The sequence below is a fragment of the Stenotrophomonas sp. BIO128-Bstrain genome (genome assembly GCF_030128875.1).
Taxonomy (GTDB): Bacteria; Pseudomonadota; Gammaproteobacteria; order Xanthomonadales; family Xanthomonadaceae; genus Stenotrophomonas; species Stenotrophomonas bentonitica_A.
Genome location: NZ_CP124620.1, coordinates 4341484 through 4360045, shown reverse-complemented (window position 1 = coordinate 4360045; position 18562 = coordinate 4341484). Strand labels below are relative to the sequence as shown.

The following is an 18562-nucleotide window of genomic DNA, read 5'->3' as shown; positions in this document are numbered from 1 at the left end:
ACACCGTCCACGCAGGGGGTGCATCCCGGTGCTGTCGGCTGCTCGCCGGCTCGCCCTAACCCGACCGGCATCGCCAAGGATGCTTCAGCGCTTGGCCGGTCCCCAATACCCGAGATCCCTGCGGATCTGCAGGCCGCGCGTCCACGCACCGAACGGTTTGCGCTTGAGCGTGCCGAGTTCGCCGGACAGGAAATCCTCGGTCGCGGCGATCACCCGCTCGGAGGAATAGCCATCGCGGAACGGGTGGATGGTATCGGCGTAGCGCCGGATCTCGGCCATCAACGCCGGCGCCGGATCCAACGCCTGGGCCAGCATCGCGGGCAGCTGCGTGGCGTCGTCGAAATCGATCATGTGTGGCTGCGGCACCCGGTTGCGGAAGGTGACCACGGGTTTGTGCTGCACGATGAACTCGGACACGATCGAGGAGGTGTCCGAGACCAGCACATCGGCGGCGCGCTGCGCGGCCATCACCTGTTCGGGCTCGATGAAGCGCGCATGCGGGCCAGCCAGCGCGCGGTAGCGATCGAACAGCTCCGGCGCGCACTTGGGGTGCAGGGTCAGCAGCCAGTAGTGATCGCCGCGGGCGATGTCGGCCGCGATCTGGTCGTACAGGTGTGGCGCCGCGCTCAAGCGCTCGGTGAAGGTCGAACCGAACAGGATCACCGGGCGGCCCTGGGCCGGCACGCGCAATCCCGCGCTCAGGCCGCCGTCATCGCGGAACAGCGGGTCCAGCTTGGGCCAGCCGGTCTCGGCCACGGCGAAGTGGCCCTCGCGCGCGGCCAGCTCGCGGAACGGGGCGGTCGTGGCCGGGCCCTGGGTGCAGTACAGATCGAACAGTCCCCGCACCCGGAAGTGGCCACGGGCGCTGTCGCGCTTCTGCACGTTGAAACCGTGGAACACCTGCACCTTGGCCCCGGCGATGAACGGCGGCACCCAGTTGGCGGCACTGAACACCGCACGTGGGCGCAGCGCCAGCGCCTCTTTCAGGCCGACGTTGGGCACGCCGGGCAGCGATGCGCCGGCGGCGCCATCGGCGAACCAGGCCGACACCGATTGACCGGATGCGTGCAACGCCTGCGCCAGAGGGGCGAGAATGGGCAGCGCATAACGCTCCGTCGCAAACAGCAGGTACTCGGCCATCATGTCCTCCTCGACCGCTCCCACTGAACGGCCTCGCATTTCGGCCTGCATTATCGCGTTCAATGAAGCCGACCGCATCGGCGACTGTCTGGCCTCATTGGCCTTCTGCGACGAGATCGTCGTGGTGGACTCGCAATCGACCGACGCCACGGTGGCGATCGCGACGGCGGCCGGGGCGCGGGCGCTGCAGCGCCGGTTCGATGGGTTCCGCAGCCAGAAGGCGTTCTGCGTCGAGCAGGCCACCCACGACTGGGTGCTGTGCCTGGATGCCGACGAGCGCATCAGCGACGCCCTGCGCGAGGCGATCCTGACCGCGCAGGCTGCCGGCTTCGCCGGCCACCACGGCTACCGTTTCGCGCGGTTGTCCGCGTATTTCGGCAAGTTCCTGAAGCATGGCAATGCCTACCCGGACCGGGTCCTGCGCCTGTTCGACCGCCGCCATGGCGGCTGGCGCGGCAAGCGCGAGATCCATGAGGCGGCCAGCGTGGATGGCGCGGTGGGCACCCTGCGTGGTGATCTGATCCATTACCCCTACCGCTCGCTGGAACAGCAGCTGCTCAAGACCCAGCGCTACGCGCGGATGATGGCCGAGCACGAGTTCGCGCGGGGCAAGCGCGCCACCCTGCCCAAGCTGATCCTGGCGCCGGCGTGGCGGTTCTGGCGCGGGCTGCTGCTGCGCGGCGGCTTCCGCGATGGCTGGCACGGGCTGGTCTACGCCTATGTGCGCGCCAACTACGTGCGCCAGAAGACCATCATGCTGTGGATGCTGCAGAACGGGCAGCCGGTCACCGACCCGCCGCGGAATCAGCCCGACGCCTGAGCCTGGGCCTGGGCCCGCGCCAACGCCAGGCGCCGGGTATTGCCCTGGACGATCGACAACCCGGCCAGCAGGCCGACGATGGTGACGTAGAAGCTGGCCGTGATCTGGTGCGCGAACATCGACTGGGTGATCCCGCACAGCACATAGGTCACCACCACCATGATCCCGGCGGCGGCCGGGCCACGGAAGGTCTGCTCGCCGCTGCGCCGGTGCAGACCGGTGAACACCCACAGCGGCACGCCATAGATCGCCAGCAGCAACAGCAGGCCCGGGGCGCCCTGGGTCGCGGCCCATTCGGCCAGATCGTTGTGCGCATGGCCCAGGTGGCAGCGCTGCTCACTCGGATCATCCCGGCACACCGGCAGGCGCTGCATGGCGCTGTCGAAATGGCCGATGCCCACCCCCGTCAGGGGATGGTCGAGGAAGGTTTCATAGGCCACCTGCAGCCGCTCCACGCGCGCTCCGGCGGACGAGTCGCTGTCGCCGCGCTCCATCCGCACCACGTCGTGCTTGAGCTCGGTCAGGCGGACCTGCTCGCGCAGGCTCGGGATGGTCAGGGTCAAGGTGCCGGCGATCGCCACCAGTGCCAGCAGCACGCCCAGGCGCGCACGCCCGGTGCGCCAGCGCAGGCTCATCGCCATCACCACCAGCAGCGCCAGCAGCGCCAGCCAGACCCCGCGGCTGCCGCTGAGCACGATGGTCACGCAGCCGGCGACCATGCCCACGATCACCCAGGTCCAGCGCTGGTGTGGCCGGCAGAAGACCAGCAGCACCATCAGCACCAGCACGATGTCGGCCAGCACGATCGCATTGGTGCTCAGGTCGGCACGCGGCGCGCCCCCGGCCACCTGCAGGATCGACAGCACCATCGTGCCGAGCAGGCCGGCCAGGGCGCCTGCCCACAGCCAGCGGATATCCGGCCGCAAGGCACACACCCACAAGGCGATCCACGGGATCACGACGAACCGCGACCGGTTGTCGATATCGCGCAGCCCCTGCTCGAACAGATGGATCGAGAGCAGCGCGAAGGCGATTGCGGCCACCACCAGCCAGGCCAGCACTTTCACCGGCCGCCCGGCCAGGCCACGTGCGCGCCACAGATAGTCCGGCGCCAGCAGCGTGCTCAGCAGCAGAAGGATGCCGTAGGGCAGCAGATTCTGCGGCAGGGTCAGCACCAGGGCGGGCATGCAGAACAGGCCCACGGTGGCGATCCAGTGCGCCACGCCGGCACGCCCCTGCAGCGGCGGCAGGGAAACAGGCGTGGCCGGCTCGGATCCACGGGAAAACGTCATTGCCAACCTCGATCGCCACACGCAGGCACGCAGGCCCGTGACTGCACTGGACGCGACCGGCGCCCACGGTCCTGCGGTTCCGGCCCGAGCAGGCCGCCAGCAGTGCAGACCTCACTCATCGCCATCGATCCGGTGCAGCGCGCGTTCGCGCTCCTGCTCTTCGGCGCTGGCCACGCAGGGGCCATGGATGTCACCGGGCCTTACCAACCACCAACGCCGGCGGTTGGCGACCCCGGCCAGCTCGGCGCTGGTGCGGTCCACACAGGCCAGCAGTGCGTCCTCCTGCACCAGCAACCAACGCTGCTGCGGACGTGCCGCCTGCCAGGCGACGCCATCGCCCAGCTGCCGGTCCCAGCGTCGGTTGAAACCGAAGGTAGCGGCGTCCCGGTCGGCCATCAGCAGATTCTGCTCTTTCCAGGCGACCAGGCCCAGTTCGGCGTCTGGACCGATGCGCTGGCCGACCTGCTGCATCAGGCCGCGGGCGGAACTGGAGTCGTTGAACAGCGGGTAGCCGATCAGCCCGAATGCGACCCAGGCCATGGTCAGCGTCGCCACCACGGCCAGGTGGAAGCGGCGCACGCCGGCGATGCACAGGGTGAGCACGGCCCAGCAGCCGAGTGCGACCGCGACCCAGCCCAGGCCGGAGGTCACCGCGGTATCGATGCCACGGTCGAGGATCAGTTTGCGTTCGAAGCCCGGCTGCCCGACCAGCATGGACATGCCGATGCCGAGCAGGCCGGCCGCCAGCAGGGCCACGAAGCCGCCCAGCAGCCACTGGAACGCACGCTTGCGCAGCAGCCCCGGCAGCAGCGGTGCCAGCGCCAGGCAGAACATCGGCAGCGCCGGCAGGATGTAGACGTCGCGCTTGCCGTTGGGGATCGAGAAGAACAGCACGATCAACAGCCACCACACCAGCGGCAGCAGGTAGCGCGCATCGCGCCGCTGCAGGCGCCGGCGCCAGGCCGGGATCGCCCACGGAATCGCCAGGAAGCCGGGGATCCACATCGAGGGCATCGTGCCCAGGAAGTACCACCACGGCTGGTGGTGATCCCAGGACTGGGCATAGCGTTTGGCGGTCTGCCGGAACAGGATGTCGTCCAGGTAGGCCCGGTACTCGGCCGAGCCACTGCCCAGCGCGGTCACCACCATCGGCACCAGCCACAGCGCGATCGCCAGCACGAACGCCAGCGGGCCGAGCCAGAAACGCCAGTCGCGGCAGTGCAGCTTGACCCGCGGCCAGCCGAGTACGGAGGCCACCGCCGCCGGAAGGATCATCAGCAGTGCAATCACGCCCACGCCCTTGGTGATCACCCCGAGCCCGGCGGCGAACCAGCCCAGCCACCACCAGCGCCACGCAGGGCCACTGAGCAGATGGCGCAGCAGGCCGTAGTTGGCCAAGGTGATGAAGAACACCACCAGCGGGTCGATCTGGGCCTTCTTGGACTGGAAGGTGAAGTGCAGCGCGAACAGCAGCGCCCAGGCGGCATACAGACCGACCCGCCGCGTCCACAGCCGGCGGCCAAGGTCGTAGACACAGGCCAGAGTACCCAGCGCGGCCAGCAGCGAGGGCAGCAGGAACGCCACGCGCCAATCACCGATCAGCGAATACAGCGCAGCCTGCGACCACATCAGCATCGGTGGCTTGTCCGAATACAGCTCGGTGCCCCGGTGCGGGAACAGCCAGTCGCCGCTGTCCACCATCTGCTTGGCGACCAGCGCGAAGCGGGGTTCGTCGGATGGCCAGGGATCACGCATGCCCAGGCCGGCCCCCAGAACGAGCAGGGCCATCAGGGCAAGCAGCCAGAACTCTCGGGATGCGCGGTGGTTAAGCATGGGGCGGGATTCTAGCCGGGTTCGGTTCAACCCTTCTTTAGCAGACGCGCATAGAAGAAGCCGTCAGCACCGTCCTCACCCGGCAGGCGCTGGCGCCCGGCCCAGGAATCGTGGCCATACGCCTCACCCAGCGGCAGGAAGCCCGCGCCACGCGTGCGCTGCAGGAACGCTTCGACCTGGAACTGATTTTCATCGCGCAGGATCGAGCATGTCGCATACAGCAGGGTTCCGCCGGGAGCGAGCATCGTCCAGCACGCATCCAGCAGGCGTGCCTGCAGCGCGATCAGGGCGTCGATGTCGGTCGGCCGGCGGTGCACCAGCACGTCCGGCTGCCGGCGGATGATGCCGGTGGCCGAACACGGGGCGTCGAGCAGGATGGTGTCGAACAACTGCCCATCCCACCAGCTGGCCGGATCGGTCGCGTCACCGGCCAGCACCTTCGCGTTCTGGCCCACGCCGGTGCGTGCGAACGTTTCGCTGATGCGCTTGAGCCGGCGCGCATCGATGTCCAACGCCAGCAGGTGCAGGGTCGGATCGCGCTCGAGCAGGTGCGCGGACTTGCCGCCCGGTGCGGCGCAGGCATCAAGTACGCGCGCGCCCGGGCGCGGCACCAGCGCATCGGCCACCTGCTGGGCAGACAGATCCTGCACCGACAGCGCGCCCTCTGCGAAGCCGGGCAGCGCAGTGACCGCGACCGGCACCGGCAGGCGGATCGCATCGGCACCGATGCTGGAGGCTTCGGCAGCGATGCCGGCGGCTTCCATCTGCTGCAGCATCGCCTCGCGGCTGCCGTGCTGGCGGTTGACCCGCAGCCACAGCGGCGCGGCCTGCAGGCTGGCGCTGAACACCGCCTCGGCCTCGTCCGGCCAATCCTGTTCGATCTTTTCGGCCATCCACAGCGGGAAGGCATCGCGCGGCGGCAGCGGCGGAATGCCTTCGCGCTGGGCACGGCGCAGCAGCGCATTGACCATGCCGGCCTGACGGTCACGGCCCATCGCGCGGGCGGCGTCCACCGTGGCCGAGAGCGCGGCGTGGGCGGGCAGCTCCAGCGCGTCGAGCTGGGCGAAGCCGACCAGCAGCAGCGCACGCAGCTCGTCCTCGCGCACGCTCAGCGGGCGCGGCATCCACTGCGCCAGCGCGGCATCGTAGGCGGCACGGCGGCGCAGCACGGCAAAGCACAGCGCCTCGAGCAGCGCGCGGTCGCGGCTGTCGTCCAGGGTTGGCAGGGCGGTGGCCAGTTCGGCCTTCAGCGAGCGGCCACGGCCGATCACCTGGGCCAGGACGCGCGCGGCCAGCACGCGCGTGGGGACGCCGGGGGCGGTGTGGGCGGTGTAGGGGCCTGCAGGCTTGCCGGAACGCGCGTTGGTCATCTCAGGCACCCACGCCGAGGTCGCGGCGGGCGTTGAGGTAATCGGCGGCGGTGATCGCCTTGCCGCCCTCACGCTGCAGCACGCGCAGGCGCAGCGCACCCTGGCCGCAGGCGATGTCGATGCCCTCGCGCGAGGCCGCCAGCAACGTACCCGGGGCCTTGCCCTGGTTGTCATCCAGCGCGATCGCACCATGGATGCGTACACGCTCGCCGACCAGCATCGCCTCGGCGACCGGCCACGGATTGAACGCACGCACGGTGCGCGCCAGCGCGTCGGCGTCCTGCGCCCAGTCCAGACGGGCTTCGGCCTTGTCGAGCTTGTGCGCATAGGTCACGCCAGCCTCGGGCTGCGGCTGGGCGATCGGCTTGATGCCCGCGCGCAGCAGGCCCAGGCCGTCGGAGAGCACCTGCGCGCCCAGCTCGGCCAGGCGGTCGTGCAACTGGCCGCCGGTATCGTTGGCACCGATCGCGATGTGCTGCTTGAGCAGCACCGGGCCGGTATCCAGTCCCGCCTCCATCTGCATCAGGCACACGCCGGTCTCGGCGTCGCCCGCCTGGATCGCACGCTGGATCGGCGCGGCACCGCGCCAGCGCGGCAGCAGCGAGGCGTGCACGTTCCAGCACCCGTGGGTCGGGATGGTCAGCACCGCCTTGGGCAGGATCAGCCCGTAGGCCACCACGACCATCAGGTCCGGCGCCAGATCGCGCAGCTGCTGCTGCGCTTCGGGGGTCTTCAGGCTTTCCGGCTGGAACACCGGGATGCCGCGCGCGATCGCTTCGAGCTTGACCGGCGACGGTGCCAAGCCACGGCCACGGCCGGCCGGGCGATCGGGCTGCGTGTACACCGCGACCACTTCATGGTGGCGGGCGGCAGCACGCAGCGAGGACACGGCGAACGCCGGCGTACCGGCAAAGACAATCTTCATGGCGACCCCACTAACAGAACGTAAAACGGCGCCGATGTCCGGCGCCGCGCGACAGCACACGTCGCGCGGTCAACCCGCGCGGCGGTCGCTGCAATCACCTCAGGCAACGTGCTTGCGCTGCTTGGCCAGCTTCTTGCGCACCATCTCGCGCTTGAGCGGGGAGAGGTAATCAATGAACAGCTTGCCATCCAGGTGGTCCATCTCGTGCTGCACGCACACGGCAAGCACGCCGTCGGTGGTCAGTTCCTGGGCCACGCCATGGCGGTCCAGGTAACGCACGGTGATCTGGTTGGCGCGGGTGACGTCGGCAAAGATGCCCGGCACGGACAGGCAGCCTTCCTGGTAGACCTGGCCGCCTTCGTTGGCGACGATTTCAGGATTGATGAACACCATCGGGGTGTCCTTCTCCTCACTGACATCGATCACCATGAAGCGCTTGTGCACGTCCACCTGGCTGGCGGCCAGGCCGATGCCCGGGGCGTCGTACATGGTCTGGAACATGTCGTCGATCAGGGTCTGGAACGCCGGCGTGGTCACGTCGGCGGCATCGATCAACGCAGCCTTGGTACGCAGGCGCGGATCGGGAAATTCGAGAATGGGCAGGAGGGCCATGGCAAATACCGGTAGGGGGCGCCGGTCGAAGCGGCGTACAGGGCGATTCTATCGCCAACGCTTGCCCCGCGCCCCGGTTTCTGGACTATAGTGCGCGAACCTGTTGGGGAATCAGGCACCACATCTATGTTTGAACGAACTCGTACGGTCGTCGCCGTGGCGATGCTGACCGTTGCTACCTATGCTACCGCAGTGGAAATGAATGGCGGGCACCCGGATACCTATGTCGTGCGCAAAGGGGACACGCTGTGGGATATCTCGGCGCGCTTCCTGCAGAAGCCCTGGCTATGGCCGGAGATCTGGCAGGCCAACCCGCAGGTCAAGAATCCACACCTGATCTACCCGGGTGACGTGCTCAGCCTGGCCTATCTGGACCGCGTCGTGGCCCAGCCCGGCCCGCGCCAGGAGGCCCCGATCAACGGCGTACCGCTGGAGCAGGTCGAGCCGTTCCTGAAGCAGCTGAGCGTGGTCGACGAGGTCAAGTCGCTGCCGTATGTGGTCAACCTGGAAGACAACCGCCTGCGTGCCACCACCGGGCAGACCGCCTATGTGCGGGGCCTGGAGAACGCCCAGGTCGGCCAGCGCTACGCGGTGGTCCGCCCGACCGTGCAGTACGCCCTGCCCAAGCCGACCGAAGACCTGAACGCCCGCGGCGACACCACGCCCGGCAGCGGCAATGTCTGGAAAGCCTTCATCGTGCCCAGCAAGCGCCACCAGACGCTGGGCTACGAACTGGCCCAGATCAACGTCGGCACGGTGAGCCGCGTGCAGAGCGGCGATGTCGAGGTGACCTCGCTGGTGCTGCAGGGCCAGGTCGACGGCCGCGAAGTGCGCGCCGGTGATCGCCTGGTGCCGGTCGAAGCCCGCCCGTACGATCTGCAGTTCGTGCCGCACGTGCCCGCCCCGCAGACCGCCGATCTGGATGTGCGCGTCCTGGCGGTGGCCGACACCTTCACCTCGGGCGGTCCGCGCGATGTGATCGCGATCTCCGCCGGCAGCGCCAACGGGGTCGACAACGGCACCGTGTTCTCGCTGTGGCGCCAGGGCCGTCACGTCGCCCACCGGATGGACTACCCGAACTCGTCGCGGATGGACGATTCGCTGACCAGCGGTGCCGGCCGGGTCACCCTGCCGGACGAGTACGCCGCCCACGCGATGGTGTTCCGCACCTTCGAGAACGTCAGCTACGCGCTGGTGATGGAAGGCGTGAAGCCGGTCCACGTCGGCTATTCGGCACTGCATCCCGATAAGCAGTAAGCGCGGCGGAATCCTACCCTGCCCTCCGACGGCGCCCTAGGGCGCCGTCGTCGTTTGCGCCTCAGGGTAAGCGGATGCCCATCTGCTGCCCTGCCTCCTCCACCGCCCTGCTCACCGTCGTCCTCGCCGGAGGCGCCCTGCCGCCCCGCCTGCGCCTGCTGCGCCAGTTCCCGGACGCGGCCGCGGCGCTGCGCGCCGGTCCGGGCGCCTGGCGCGCCGCCGGATGCAGCCCCGCGCAACGCGCCCGCTTGGCCTTGCCGGACGAAGGCTACCTGGCCCACGGCCTGGCCTGGCTGGCAGACGAACGCCACCACCTGCTGGCCCTCACCGATCCCGATTACCCGGCGCTGCTGGCCCAGATCGAGGAACCGCCCGTGGCGTTGTTCGTGGACGGAGACCCGACGCGCCTGTGGCATCCGGCGGTGGCGGTGGTCGGCAGCCGCTCGCCCTCCCCCGGCGGCCGCGAGCACGCGCACGCCTTCGCCACCGCGCTGGCCGGCGATGGCTGGTCGATCATCAGCGGCCTGGCGACCGGGGTCGATGCCCAGGCCCATGAGGGCGCCCTGCAGGTCGCCCGGGGCATGACCGTGGCCGTGGTGGCCACCGGTCTGGACCAGACCTACCCGCCCCGGCATGCCGCCCTGCATGAACGGATTGCCGCCACCGGCGCGGTGGTCAGCGAATACGCGCCCGGGATGCCGGCGAGCCAGGCGCACTTCCCCGCACGCAACCGCATCATCGCCGGCCTCAGCCTGGGCACCCTGGTCATCGAGGCCGCCCAGCGCTCGGGGGCCCTGATCACGGCCCGCTGCGCCGCCGAGGCGGGCCGCGAGGTGTTCGCCCTGCCCGGCTCGATCCGCAACCCACGGGCCCGCGGCTGCCACCGGCTGATCCGGCAGGGTGCGGCGCTGGTCGAGGAGCCGGCGGAGGTGACCGCCGGCCTGACCGCCCTGGCCCAGACCCTGGCCGGGGCCTTGCGAACCCGATTGGACGCCCCCACTGAACAGGCACGACCGGCGCCCGAGCGCGCCCCTTCCTACACCGACCCGGACTACCAGTGCTTGTGGAAAGCCCTGGATCACGACCCAACGGGTATGGATTCACTGATCCAGCGCAGCGGATTGACGGCGGCCCAGCTGTCGGCCATGCTGCTGGTCATGGAACTGGATGGAAAGGTAATGGCCGCCCATGGTCGCTACTGTCGAAAACCCTAGTTTCTTCACCTCCACAGCGTCGTTGACGCAGGCCGAGGGGCAATGAAAGAGAGCATTCTGGATGTCCTGCTGTACCTGTTCGAACACTATTTCAGCGAAGACGCGGACCTCATCCGCGACCGCGACTCCCTCCAGAACGGCCTGATCCAGGCCGGCTTCAGCCCCACCGAGATCAACAAAGCCTTCGATTGGCTGGACGCGCTCGCCGAGCAGCGCCCGGCCGTCGTGCTGGGCCGTGTCAACGGCCCGGTGCGGATCTTCCATGGCCCCGAGCTGGACAAGCTGGACGTGGAAAGCCGCGGTTTCCTGATGTTCCTGGAGCAGCACGGGATTCTCGACGCCAGCCAGCGCGAGCTGGTACTGGACCGTGCGATGGCGCTGGACCAGGACGAGCTGGACCTGGACGACCTCAAGTGGGTCGTGCTGATGGTGCTGTTCAACCAGCCCGGGGCAGAGGCTGCCTACGCCTGGATGGAAACCCAGATGTTCGTGGACGAGCCGGAACCGCTTCACTGACCTTACACTGAGCGCCTTGCGCATTCAGGAGCGGGCCGGTGGACCAGTGGTTCTTTGCAGAAGGAAACAGTCAGCAGCGCGGTCCGCTGCCTGCTGACGAGCTGATCGCGCTTTACCGTTCCAGCCGCATCGGGCGCGATACGCTGGTCTGGCGCGACGGCATGGTCCAGTGGCAGCCGCTGGAAACCGTGGCGGCCGAGATCGGCCTGGACATCGCCCCCGCCGTCGAGGTGGTGGCAGAGCCGGTTCCCGGCCCCGCCGTGCCACCGGCGCTGCCCGCCGCGCCCGGCGTTCCCGTCACCCCCGTGTCCCCCGCCAACCCCGCCGCCGTTCCCCCACCCCGCAAGGGATTGAGCGGGTGCGCGATCGTGGGCATCGTTGCGGCCGTGATCGTGGTGCTGGTGCTGATCGTCGGCGCGGTCCTCGCCTCGTTTGCGCTGCCCGCCTATCGGGACTATGTGGCGCGGGCCAAAACCAGTGAAGCACTGGTGACGCTGGCCCCGGTCAAGCTCGCGGTGGCCGGGTTCCACAGCGCACATGGCCGCTGCCCGGTCAACGATGACGAGGGCTTCCAGCCGGCCGAAGGCTATGCCGACGGTGCCATCAGCACCGTGCGGATCGGCCGTTTCAACAACGGCCACTGCGGCGTGGAAGCCCAGCTCACCGTGCCCGGCAACGCCGCGCTGGATGGGAAGCTGCTGTGGTTGGACTACAACGGCGCCGATCATTGGGAATGCAGCGGCGAGCCCGATGACAAGTACCTGCCGCAGGAATGCCGCGGCTGATAACGGACACACGTCCATGGATGCACCCAACAGGGGATTGAAGCAATGACTGAGTGGTATTTCGCCGATGGCCAGGACCGACAGGGTCCGTTGAGCGCAGACGACATGCGCCAGCGCTTCCAGCGCGGTGACATCACCCTGGCCACGCTGGTGTGGCGGGAAGGGTTCGCGCAGTGGGCGCCCCTGTCCGAGGCCGTCGATGAGCTGCAGCTGCAGAACCTGGCCGCTGCGGCCAGCGACCTCGGCAGCGGCATCGACCTGCGCGGGGATTACACCGCCATCGACAACGGCACCGCCCCGCTGCCCGGCACCGGCGGCGGCACGTACTCGCCGTACACCGCGCCGGCCGCGGCCACCGGCTACGCCAACGCCGCGGTGGTCAACGGCCAGGACGTGGTCTATGCCGGGTTCTGGAAACGCTACGCCGCCTACTTCATCGATTACATCCTGCTCACCGTGGTCACCCTGCCGCTGAGCATGATCATCAACCTGACGGGTGCCGGCTCGGGCAACGAAAGCGTGCAGGTCGCGCTGACCCTGGTGGTGATGCTGCTCAGCATGGTCATCAGCATCGGCTACTACGCCGGCTTCCACGCCTCGCGCGGCGGCGCCACGCTGGGCAAGATGGCCGTCGGCATCAAGGTCGTGCGCGGCAACGGCGAGCGGATCAGCTTCCTGCGCGCGTTCTGCCGCTACCTGGCGACCATCGTCAGCAGCCTGATCCTGATGATCGGTTTCATCATGGCGGCCTTCACCGAGCGCAAGCAGGCCCTGCACGACATGATGTGCGACACCCTGGTGGTCGACAAGTGGGCCTTCACCGAGCATCCCGAGCTGCAGCAGCGCGGCCTGGGCACGGTCACCATCGTGATCCTGGTGCTCGCCGCGCTGGCCATGGTGGCCCTGTTCGGCGTGATGATCGCCATGATCGGCGTGATCGCATCGATGTCCTGATCCGGGCAATCCTCACACCAGGCCGCTTGACATGAGCCGGCCCGGCGTGATTCCACTAATAGGCAGAAAGCTGAACGCCCGGCCCACCCCCGGGCGTTCGGTTTATGTATATCGCCCGCGCCGCTTCACTAATGCGGCCATTTGCTCCACCCTAGCGGCCCTCCCCGGGGCCCTGCCCATAGAATCCTGACGCCATGCCCAAGCACCTGCTCATCGTCGAATCGCCCGCCAAGGCCAAGACGATCAACAAATACCTCGGCAAGGACTTCACCGTCCTGGCCTCGTATGGGCATGTGCGCGACCTGGTGCCCAAGGAAGGTGCGGTCGACCCCGACAACAACTTCGCGATGCGCTACGACCTCATCGAGAAGAACGAAAAGCACGTCGATGCCATCGTCAAGGCCGCCAAGGGCGCCGACGACATCTTCCTGGCGACCGATCCGGATCGCGAGGGGGAAGCGATCAGCTGGCACATCGCTGAAATCCTGCGCGAGCGCGGCTTGGTCAAGGACAAGCCGATGCAGCGCGTGGTCTTCACCGAGATCACCCCGCGCGCCATCAAGGAAGCGATGGGCCACCCGCGCGAGATCGCCGGCGACCTGGTCGATGCGCAGCAGGCACGCCGCGCGCTGGACTATCTGGTCGGCTTCAACCTCTCCCCGGTGCTGTGGCGCAAGGTGCAGCGCGGCCTGTCCGCCGGCCGCGTGCAGAGCCCGGCGCTGCGCATGATCGTCGAGCGCGAAGAAGAGATCGAAGCCTTCATCGCCCGCGAGTACTGGAGCATCGACGCGCTGTGCGCGCATCCTTCGCAGCACTTCAATGCGCGCCTGATCAAGCTGGACGGCCAGAAGTTCGAACAGTTCACCGTGACCGACGGCGACACCGCCGAGGCCGCGCGCATGCGCATCCAGCAGGCCGCCCAGGGCGCCCTGCACGTCACCGACGTGGTCAGCAAGGAGCGCAAGCGCCGCCCGGCCCCGCCGTTCACCACCTCCACGCTGCAGCAGGAGGCCTCGCGCAAGCTCGGCTTCACCACGCGCAAGACCATGCAGGTCGCGCAGAAGCTGTATGAAGGCGTGGCGATCGGTGAGGAAGAAGGCACGGTCGGCCTGATCTCGTACATGCGTACCGACTCGGTGAACCTCTCCCAGGACGCGCTGGCCGAGATCCGCGACGTGATCGCGCGCGACTTCGGCATCGCCTCGCTGCCGGACCAGCCCAACACCTACCAGACCAAATCCAAGAACGCCCAGGAAGCGCACGAAGCCGTGCGTCCGACCTCGGCGCTGCGCACCCCTGCCCAGGTGGCACGCTTCCTCACCGACGACGAGCGCAAGCTGTACGAGCTGATCTGGAAGCGGGCCGTGGCCTGCCAGATGATCCCGGCCACGCTCAACACCGTGAGCGTGGACCTGTCGGCCGGCAGCGAGCACGTGTTCCGCGCCAGCGGCACCACCGTGGTCGTGCCCGGCTTCCTGGCCGTGTACGAGGAAGGCAAGGACAACAAGAGTGCAGAGGACGACGATGAAGGCCGCAAGCTGCCCGCGATGAAGCCCGGCGACCGCGTGCCACTCGAGCGCATCCTGGCCGAACAGCACTTCACCCAGCCGCCGCCGCGCTTCACCGAAGCGGCGCTGGTCAAGGCGCTCGAAGAATATGGCATCGGCCGCCCGTCGACCTACGCCTCGATCATCCAGACCCTGCTGTTCCGCAAGTACGTGGAGATGGAAGGCCGCAGCTTCCGCCCGTCCGACGTGGGCCGCGCGGTCTCCAAGTTCCTCTCCAGCCACTTCACCCAGTACGTGGATTACGACTTCACCGCCAAGCTCGAAGATGAGCTCGATGCGGTGTCGCGTGGCGAGGAAGACTGGATCCCGCTGATGGCGCGCTTCTGGGAACCGTTCCACAAGCTGGTCGGCGAGAAGAACGAATCGGTCGACCGCGCCGAGGCCAGTGGCGCGCGCGAGCTCGGCACCGACCCCAAGACCGGCAAGCCGGTCAGCGTGCGCCTGGGCCGCTTCGGGCCCTACGCGGCGATCGGCAGTACCGCCGAAGATGCCGAGGACAAGCCGAAGTTCGCCTCGCTGCGCCCCGGCCAGTCGATGCACACCATCTCCCTGGAAGACGCGCTGGAGCTGTTCCTGATGCCGCGTGCGCTCGGCCAGGACAAGGATGAGGACGTCAGCGTCGGCATCGGTCGCTTCGGTCCGTTCGCCAAGCGCGGCAGCACCTATGCCTCGCTGAAGAAGGAAGACGACCCGTACACGATCGACCTGGCCCGCGCCGTGTTCCTGATCGAAGAGAAGGAAGAGATCGCGCGCAACCGGATCATCAAGGAATTCGAGGGCAGCGAGATCCAGGTGCTGAACGGTCGCTTCGGCCCGTACATCAGCGACGGCAAGATGAACGGCAAGATCCCGAAGGATCGCGAGCCGGCCTCGCTGACCCTGGCCGAGGTGCAGAAGCTGATGGAAGAAACCGGCAAGCCGGTGCGCAAGGGCTTCGGCAAAAAGGCCGCCAAGAAGGTCGTGGCCAAGAAGGCACCGGCCAAGAAAGCCGCTGCCGGTGAAGCGACCAAGAAGACCGCCACCAAGAAGGCGGTGAAGAAGGTCGCCAAGAAGGCCACGGCGAAGAAGGCGACCAAGAAGGTGGCCAAGAAAGCCGTGAAGAAGGCGGTCAAAAAGGCCTCCTGACCCCCTGGTGCAGGTCACGTCACGTGAACCTGCCTGTGGCCGGGTTGACCCCTCCCGCCACGGCGGGAGGATAATGCGGGCCATGCATCCGGCCTGCCTGCCATGAACGAACTCACTGTGGACACTGCCCTGCCCGTGCTGCGCGCTGGCGGGGTGATCGCCTATCCCACCGAAGCGGTCTGGGGCCTGGGCTGCGACCCCGCGCACGAGGCGGCCGTAATGAAGCTGCTGCAGCTCAAGCAGCGGCCGGTCGAAAAAGGCATGATCCTCGTCGCCGCCGATCCGGCCCAGCTGGAAGGGTGGGTGCGGATGGACGTCCTGCCCCTGGAGCGCCAAAGCGCGGTGCTGGCCAGCTGGCCCGGCGCCAATACCTGGATCCTGCCCGCCGGCGTTCGCGCGCCGCGCTGGATCACCGGCGAACACAGCGGCATCGCCGTACGGATCAGCGCCCACCCGCTGGTCGCCGCGCTCTGCCGTGCCTGGGGCGGGCCGCTGGTCTCCACCAGTGCCAACCTTGCCGGCGAGCCGCCGGCACGCACGCGTGCCGAGCTGGACCCGCGCCTGCTGGCCCTGCTCGATGGCCTGATCGATGGCCAGACCGGTGGCCTGGCACAGCCCACGCCGATCCGCGATGCGCTCAGCGGCCAGGTGTTGCGCAGCTGAGCCGCCTTTTGCGCGCAGGCAGGCAAACCCGCACACTGGCTGCATGATCCTGCGCCCTGCCCTGTGGTTGGCCCTGCTCGCACTGGTGGGCCCTGTGCTGCCCGCTGCGGCGCAGAACGACAACGTACGCATCTATCGCTGCGTTGGCAGCAACGGCGCCGTCTCGCTGCAGGATGCCCCGTGCCGCGAGGGCCGACAGCAGGTCCGCGACCTGCAGCGCCCACGCGACCCGGCCCCGCAGGTCGTTCGCAGCGACCGCGCGCCCGAGCCGACGCCTGCGCCGCGCGCGCCCGAGCGCGAGGTGCGGTATGTGCACGTGCAGCCGCCGCAGCCGATGTACGAATGCACCACCAGCGAGGGCGACAGCTACGTCAGCGACAGCAATGAAGGCAATCCGCGCTGGGTGCCGATCTGGACCGAGGCCTATCTGCCGTATCCGCCTGGCCCGAGGCCGCCCTCGGGCAGCCATCCACCCTCACGGCCGTTGCCACCGATCATGCCGATGGGCAGCGGCTCGGTGCGCAGCAGTGGAGGCTCGCTCTCCGTCAGTGGCGGCGGCTCACGGGTCGGCGGCAGCATCAACATCGGTGGTGGCAGCTCGCAGTGGGAAGGCGGTGGCTATCCGTACCCGGGCGTGGGGAACAGCGTGGTGGTACCGGCCGGCAACGTGCTGGTGCGCGATGAATGTCATGCCCTGCCCGCGCAGGAGGTCTGCTCGCGGTTGAAAGACCGGCGCTGGGACCTGATCCGCCGCTACAACAGTGCGCTGCAGAGCGAGCGAGACGCGCTGACCCGCGAGCAGCGCGGGATCGATGCGCGCCTGGACCAGGATTGCGGCGGCCACTGAGCGCGCTGCGCTCTACACTGATGCGATGAAACGACGGTTCCTGCTGCCCCTGCTGTTCGTTTCCTTGCCCGCTGCGGCAGACGAGGCGGTGTTCTTCCGCTGCACCGATGCAGGCGGCAACCTCACCATCCAGAGCGTGGCCTGTCCCGCCGGCAGCGAACAGCGCATCCAGCGGATCAGCGCGCCGGTGCGTGGCGCCGCCGTGGCCGAGGCAGCGCCGTCCGTGCCCACCACCGCGCACACCATGCCACCGCTGCCGCAGGCGGGCGATGAGGACAGTGGCCTGCTCGACAGTGCAGCCCTGCGCCCGCAACCGCCGCCGGCCGAGCACGACGCTGCAGGGCCGCCCAAGCCGCCGCTGCCGGACATCTACCAATGCATCTCCGCAGAAGGTGTTCGTTACCTGCATGAGCGCGAACCGGCCCCGTCACGGTGCGAATCGCTGGCCCTGACCGGGCTGGGTGGCAGCCAGGCACCAGGCAATGCGGCCAGCTGCGAAGTGGTCCGCGATGCCTGCGAGCCGGTGGCCGAGGCGCAGCGCTGCAGCAGCTGGCAGCAGCGCTTCCGCGACGCGCGCGGCCGCGAGCGCTTTGCTGCGCCGGAGAATCAGGCCGCTGCAACCGCCGAACGCGCGCGCCTGGAAGCGGTGCTGGCCGACAGCGATTGCCCGGTCCCGTGACCCGGTTTGCCCGCGTCGTGACTGGATTGACCGTGCGCCATGACCGCGTGCTGCCGCGCACCCTGTGAGCTGCCACGCACTGTGTGATCGGTAGTGCCGGCCGCTGGCCGGCTCAGAACCCGTAGCGCAGGAACCCGCCATCCACCGCGATGCACTCACCGGTGACGTAGCTGGAGGCCGGCAGGCACAGGAAGCCGACGGCGGCAGCGACTTCTTCCGGCTCGCCGATGCGCCGCATCGGGGTGCGGTCGATCACCTGCTCGTAGTAATCCGGATCCGACAACGGCCCTGAGGTCCGCCGGGTGCGGATGTACCACGGCGCCACCGCGTTGACGCGGATGCCGTCCTCGGCCCACTCCACGGCCAGGTTGCGGGTCATCTGGTGCATGGCGGCCTTGGTCATACCGTACACCGCGCCGCTGCGTACGTGGGTCAGGCCGGAGACGCTGCCGACGTTGACGATGGCCGAAGCCGCATGCCGCGCCAGCAGCGGGTGCGCGTAGCGCGACAGCTCGAAGGCCGAGAACAGGTTGGTCTCGAAGATCCCGCGCCATTCGTCCTCGGTGTATTCGGTGGCCGGCTTGCTGATGTTGCCGCCGGCGTTGTTGACCAGGATGTGCAGCCCATCGCTGTGGTCTTCTACCCAGTCCAGGATCTCGCGGCGGTCTTCGTCATCGGAGACGTCGGCGGCCAGGCCGTGGATCTCACGGTCCGGGAAGGCATCGGCGAGCTCGTCGCGCGCCATCTCCAGCGCATCGGCATCACGGCCCACGATCAGCAGGTCCGCACCGAAGCCCAGCAGTTCGCGCGCGATCGCCAAGCCGATGCCGGCGCTGGCGCCGGTGATCAATGCGGTCTGTCCATCCAGTCGCCAACGTTGCGCGCTCACGTGCCTCTCCTGCGGTAATCCATGGAATGCGGCACCGGTCGTGCTGCCCGGATAGGATAACGCGCGATGGCCG

At 68.5% G+C, this 18562-nt stretch carries 17 protein-coding genes; 10 read left to right on the top strand and 7 right to left on the bottom strand.

The features are described from left to right. Positions 1 to 84 precede the first annotated feature (84 nt). Complete coding sequence (locus POS15_RS19805; RefSeq protein WP_070472083.1) at positions 85 to 1143, bottom strand: CDP-glycerol glycerophosphotransferase family protein; 1059 nt, start codon at positions 1141 to 1143, stop codon at positions 85 to 87. On the opposite strand from POS15_RS19805, the gene POS15_RS19800 reads away from it, so the two are divergent. After that, complete coding sequence (locus POS15_RS19800; RefSeq protein WP_070472087.1) at positions 1142 to 1960, top strand: glycosyltransferase family 2 protein; 819 nt, start codon at positions 1142 to 1144, stop codon at positions 1958 to 1960. The genes POS15_RS19805 and POS15_RS19800 overlap by 2 nt on opposite strands. Here the strand turns inward: POS15_RS19800 and POS15_RS19795 are convergent. The 5 genes from POS15_RS19795 to def form a co-directional block, all read right to left on the bottom strand. Further along, entirely contained in the window at positions 1945 to 3252 is a 1308-nt protein-coding gene (locus tag POS15_RS19795; protein ID WP_284128731.1) for an O-antigen ligase, read from the bottom strand. The two genes, POS15_RS19800 and POS15_RS19795, sit on opposite strands and share 16 nt — an antisense overlap. 111 nt (positions 3253 to 3363) lie before the next feature. Next, positions 3364 to 5085: a glycosyltransferase family 39 protein gene (locus tag POS15_RS19790; protein WP_284128730.1), complete on the bottom strand. Its 1722-nt coding sequence runs from the start codon at positions 5083 to 5085 to the stop codon at positions 3364 to 3366. Between the two features lie 26 nt (positions 5086 to 5111). Further along, positions 5112 to 6455 carry a 16S rRNA (cytosine(967)-C(5))-methyltransferase RsmB gene (gene rsmB, locus POS15_RS19785; RefSeq protein ID WP_284128729.1) on the bottom strand — a complete coding sequence of 448 codons (1344 nt, stop codon included), beginning with the start codon at positions 6453 to 6455 and terminating at the stop codon, positions 5112 to 5114. A 1-nt stretch (position 6456) separates the two neighbouring features. Continuing rightward, on the bottom strand, positions 6457 to 7380 hold the full coding sequence (gene fmt, locus POS15_RS19780; RefSeq protein WP_284128728.1) for a methionyl-tRNA formyltransferase: 924 nt from the start codon (positions 7378 to 7380) through the stop codon (positions 6457 to 6459). 99 nt (positions 7381 to 7479) lie between these two features. Then, on the bottom strand, positions 7480 to 7992 hold the full coding sequence (def, locus tag POS15_RS19775; RefSeq protein WP_019183586.1) for a peptide deformylase: 513 nt from the start codon (positions 7990 to 7992) through the stop codon (positions 7480 to 7482). A 126-nt stretch (positions 7993 to 8118) separates the two neighbouring features. Here def and POS15_RS19770 point away from each other — a divergent pair, with 126 nt between their 5' ends. From POS15_RS19770 to POS15_RS19730, 9 genes are all read left to right on the top strand, one after another. After that, positions 8119 to 9249: a LysM peptidoglycan-binding domain-containing protein gene (locus POS15_RS19770; protein ID WP_019183585.1), complete on the top strand. Its 1131-nt coding sequence runs from the start codon at positions 8119 to 8121 to the stop codon at positions 9247 to 9249. 74 nt (positions 9250 to 9323) lie between these two features. Further along, the gene (gene dprA / locus POS15_RS19765; protein WP_102788577.1) at positions 9324 to 10463 is read left to right on the top strand and encodes a DNA-processing protein DprA; all 1140 of its coding nucleotides are present in this window, start codon (positions 9324 to 9326) and stop codon (positions 10461 to 10463) included. Between the two features lie 42 nt (positions 10464 to 10505). Further along, on the top strand, positions 10506 to 10979 hold the full coding sequence (locus POS15_RS19760; protein ID WP_019183583.1) for a DUF494 family protein: 474 nt from the start codon (positions 10506 to 10508) through the stop codon (positions 10977 to 10979). Positions 10980 to 11017: 38 nt separating this feature from the next. Then, complete coding sequence (locus POS15_RS19755) at positions 11018 to 11764, top strand: pilin (RefSeq protein WP_102788578.1); 747 nt, start codon at positions 11018 to 11020, stop codon at positions 11762 to 11764. A gap of 45 nt (positions 11765 to 11809) precedes the next feature. Further along, positions 11810 to 12718, top strand: a complete 909-nt coding sequence (locus tag POS15_RS19750; RefSeq protein WP_070472108.1) for an RDD family protein — start codon at positions 11810 to 11812, stop codon at positions 12716 to 12718. Between the two features lie 194 nt (positions 12719 to 12912). Further along, entirely contained in the window at positions 12913 to 15411 is a 2499-nt protein-coding gene (locus POS15_RS19745; RefSeq protein ID WP_046272835.1) for a DNA topoisomerase I, read from the top strand. Between the two features lie 102 nt (positions 15412 to 15513). Further along, a complete protein-coding gene (locus POS15_RS19740; protein ID WP_102788580.1) occupies positions 15514 to 16074 on the top strand; it encodes a Sua5/YciO/YrdC/YwlC family protein in 561 nt (186 codons plus the stop codon). A gap of 43 nt (positions 16075 to 16117) precedes the next feature. Beyond that, on the top strand, positions 16118 to 16921 hold the full coding sequence (locus POS15_RS19735; protein WP_070472111.1) for a DUF4124 domain-containing protein: 804 nt from the start codon (positions 16118 to 16120) through the stop codon (positions 16919 to 16921). A 25-nt stretch (positions 16922 to 16946) separates the two neighbouring features. Next, the gene (locus POS15_RS19730; RefSeq protein ID WP_284128727.1) at positions 16947 to 17600 is read left to right on the top strand and encodes a DUF4124 domain-containing protein; all 654 of its coding nucleotides are present in this window, start codon (positions 16947 to 16949) and stop codon (positions 17598 to 17600) included. 112 nt (positions 17601 to 17712) lie between these two features. Here POS15_RS19730 and POS15_RS19725 read toward each other — a convergent pair whose 3' ends face one another. Next, positions 17713 to 18489, bottom strand: coding sequence for an SDR family oxidoreductase (locus POS15_RS19725; protein ID WP_019183576.1), 777 nt, complete (start codon positions 18487 to 18489; stop codon positions 17713 to 17715). Positions 18490 to 18562: the final 73 nt, after the last annotated feature.

Excerpts from the sequence above, each read along its gene's own strand:
- POS15_RS19800 (WP_070472087.1), top strand. The coding sequence starts at position 1,142 with ATGTCCTCCTCGACCGCTCCCACTGAACGGCCTCGCATTTCGGCCTGC.
- POS15_RS19805 (WP_070472083.1), bottom strand. The coding sequence starts at position 1,143 with ATGATGGCCGAGTACCTGCTGTTTGCGACGGAGCGTTATGCGCTGCCC.
- POS15_RS19795 (WP_284128731.1), bottom strand. The coding sequence starts at position 3,252 with ATGACGTTTTCCCGTGGATCCGAGCCGGCCACGCCTGTTTCCCTGCCG.
- POS15_RS19790 (WP_284128730.1), bottom strand. The coding sequence starts at position 5,085 with ATGCTTAACCACCGCGCATCCCGAGAGTTCTGGCTGCTTGCCCTGATG.
- rsmB (WP_284128729.1), bottom strand. The coding sequence starts at position 6,455 with ATGACCAACGCGCGTTCCGGCAAGCCTGCAGGCCCCTACACCGCCCAC.
- fmt (WP_284128728.1), bottom strand. The coding sequence starts at position 7,380 with ATGAAGATTGTCTTTGCCGGTACGCCGGCGTTCGCCGTGTCCTCGCTG.
- def (WP_019183586.1), bottom strand. The coding sequence starts at position 7,992 with ATGGCCCTCCTGCCCATTCTCGAATTTCCCGATCCGCGCCTGCGTACC.
- POS15_RS19770 (WP_019183585.1), top strand. The coding sequence starts at position 8,119 with ATGTTTGAACGAACTCGTACGGTCGTCGCCGTGGCGATGCTGACCGTT.
- dprA (WP_102788577.1), top strand. The coding sequence starts at position 9,324 with ATGCCCATCTGCTGCCCTGCCTCCTCCACCGCCCTGCTCACCGTCGTC.
- POS15_RS19760 (WP_019183583.1), top strand. The coding sequence starts at position 10,506 with ATGAAAGAGAGCATTCTGGATGTCCTGCTGTACCTGTTCGAACACTAT.
- POS15_RS19750 (WP_070472108.1), top strand. The coding sequence starts at position 11,810 with ATGACTGAGTGGTATTTCGCCGATGGCCAGGACCGACAGGGTCCGTTG.
- POS15_RS19745 (WP_046272835.1), top strand. The coding sequence starts at position 12,913 with ATGCCCAAGCACCTGCTCATCGTCGAATCGCCCGCCAAGGCCAAGACG.
- POS15_RS19740 (WP_102788580.1), top strand. The coding sequence starts at position 15,514 with ATGAACGAACTCACTGTGGACACTGCCCTGCCCGTGCTGCGCGCTGGC.
- POS15_RS19735 (WP_070472111.1), top strand. The coding sequence starts at position 16,118 with ATGATCCTGCGCCCTGCCCTGTGGTTGGCCCTGCTCGCACTGGTGGGC.
- POS15_RS19730 (WP_284128727.1), top strand. The coding sequence starts at position 16,947 with ATGAAACGACGGTTCCTGCTGCCCCTGCTGTTCGTTTCCTTGCCCGCT.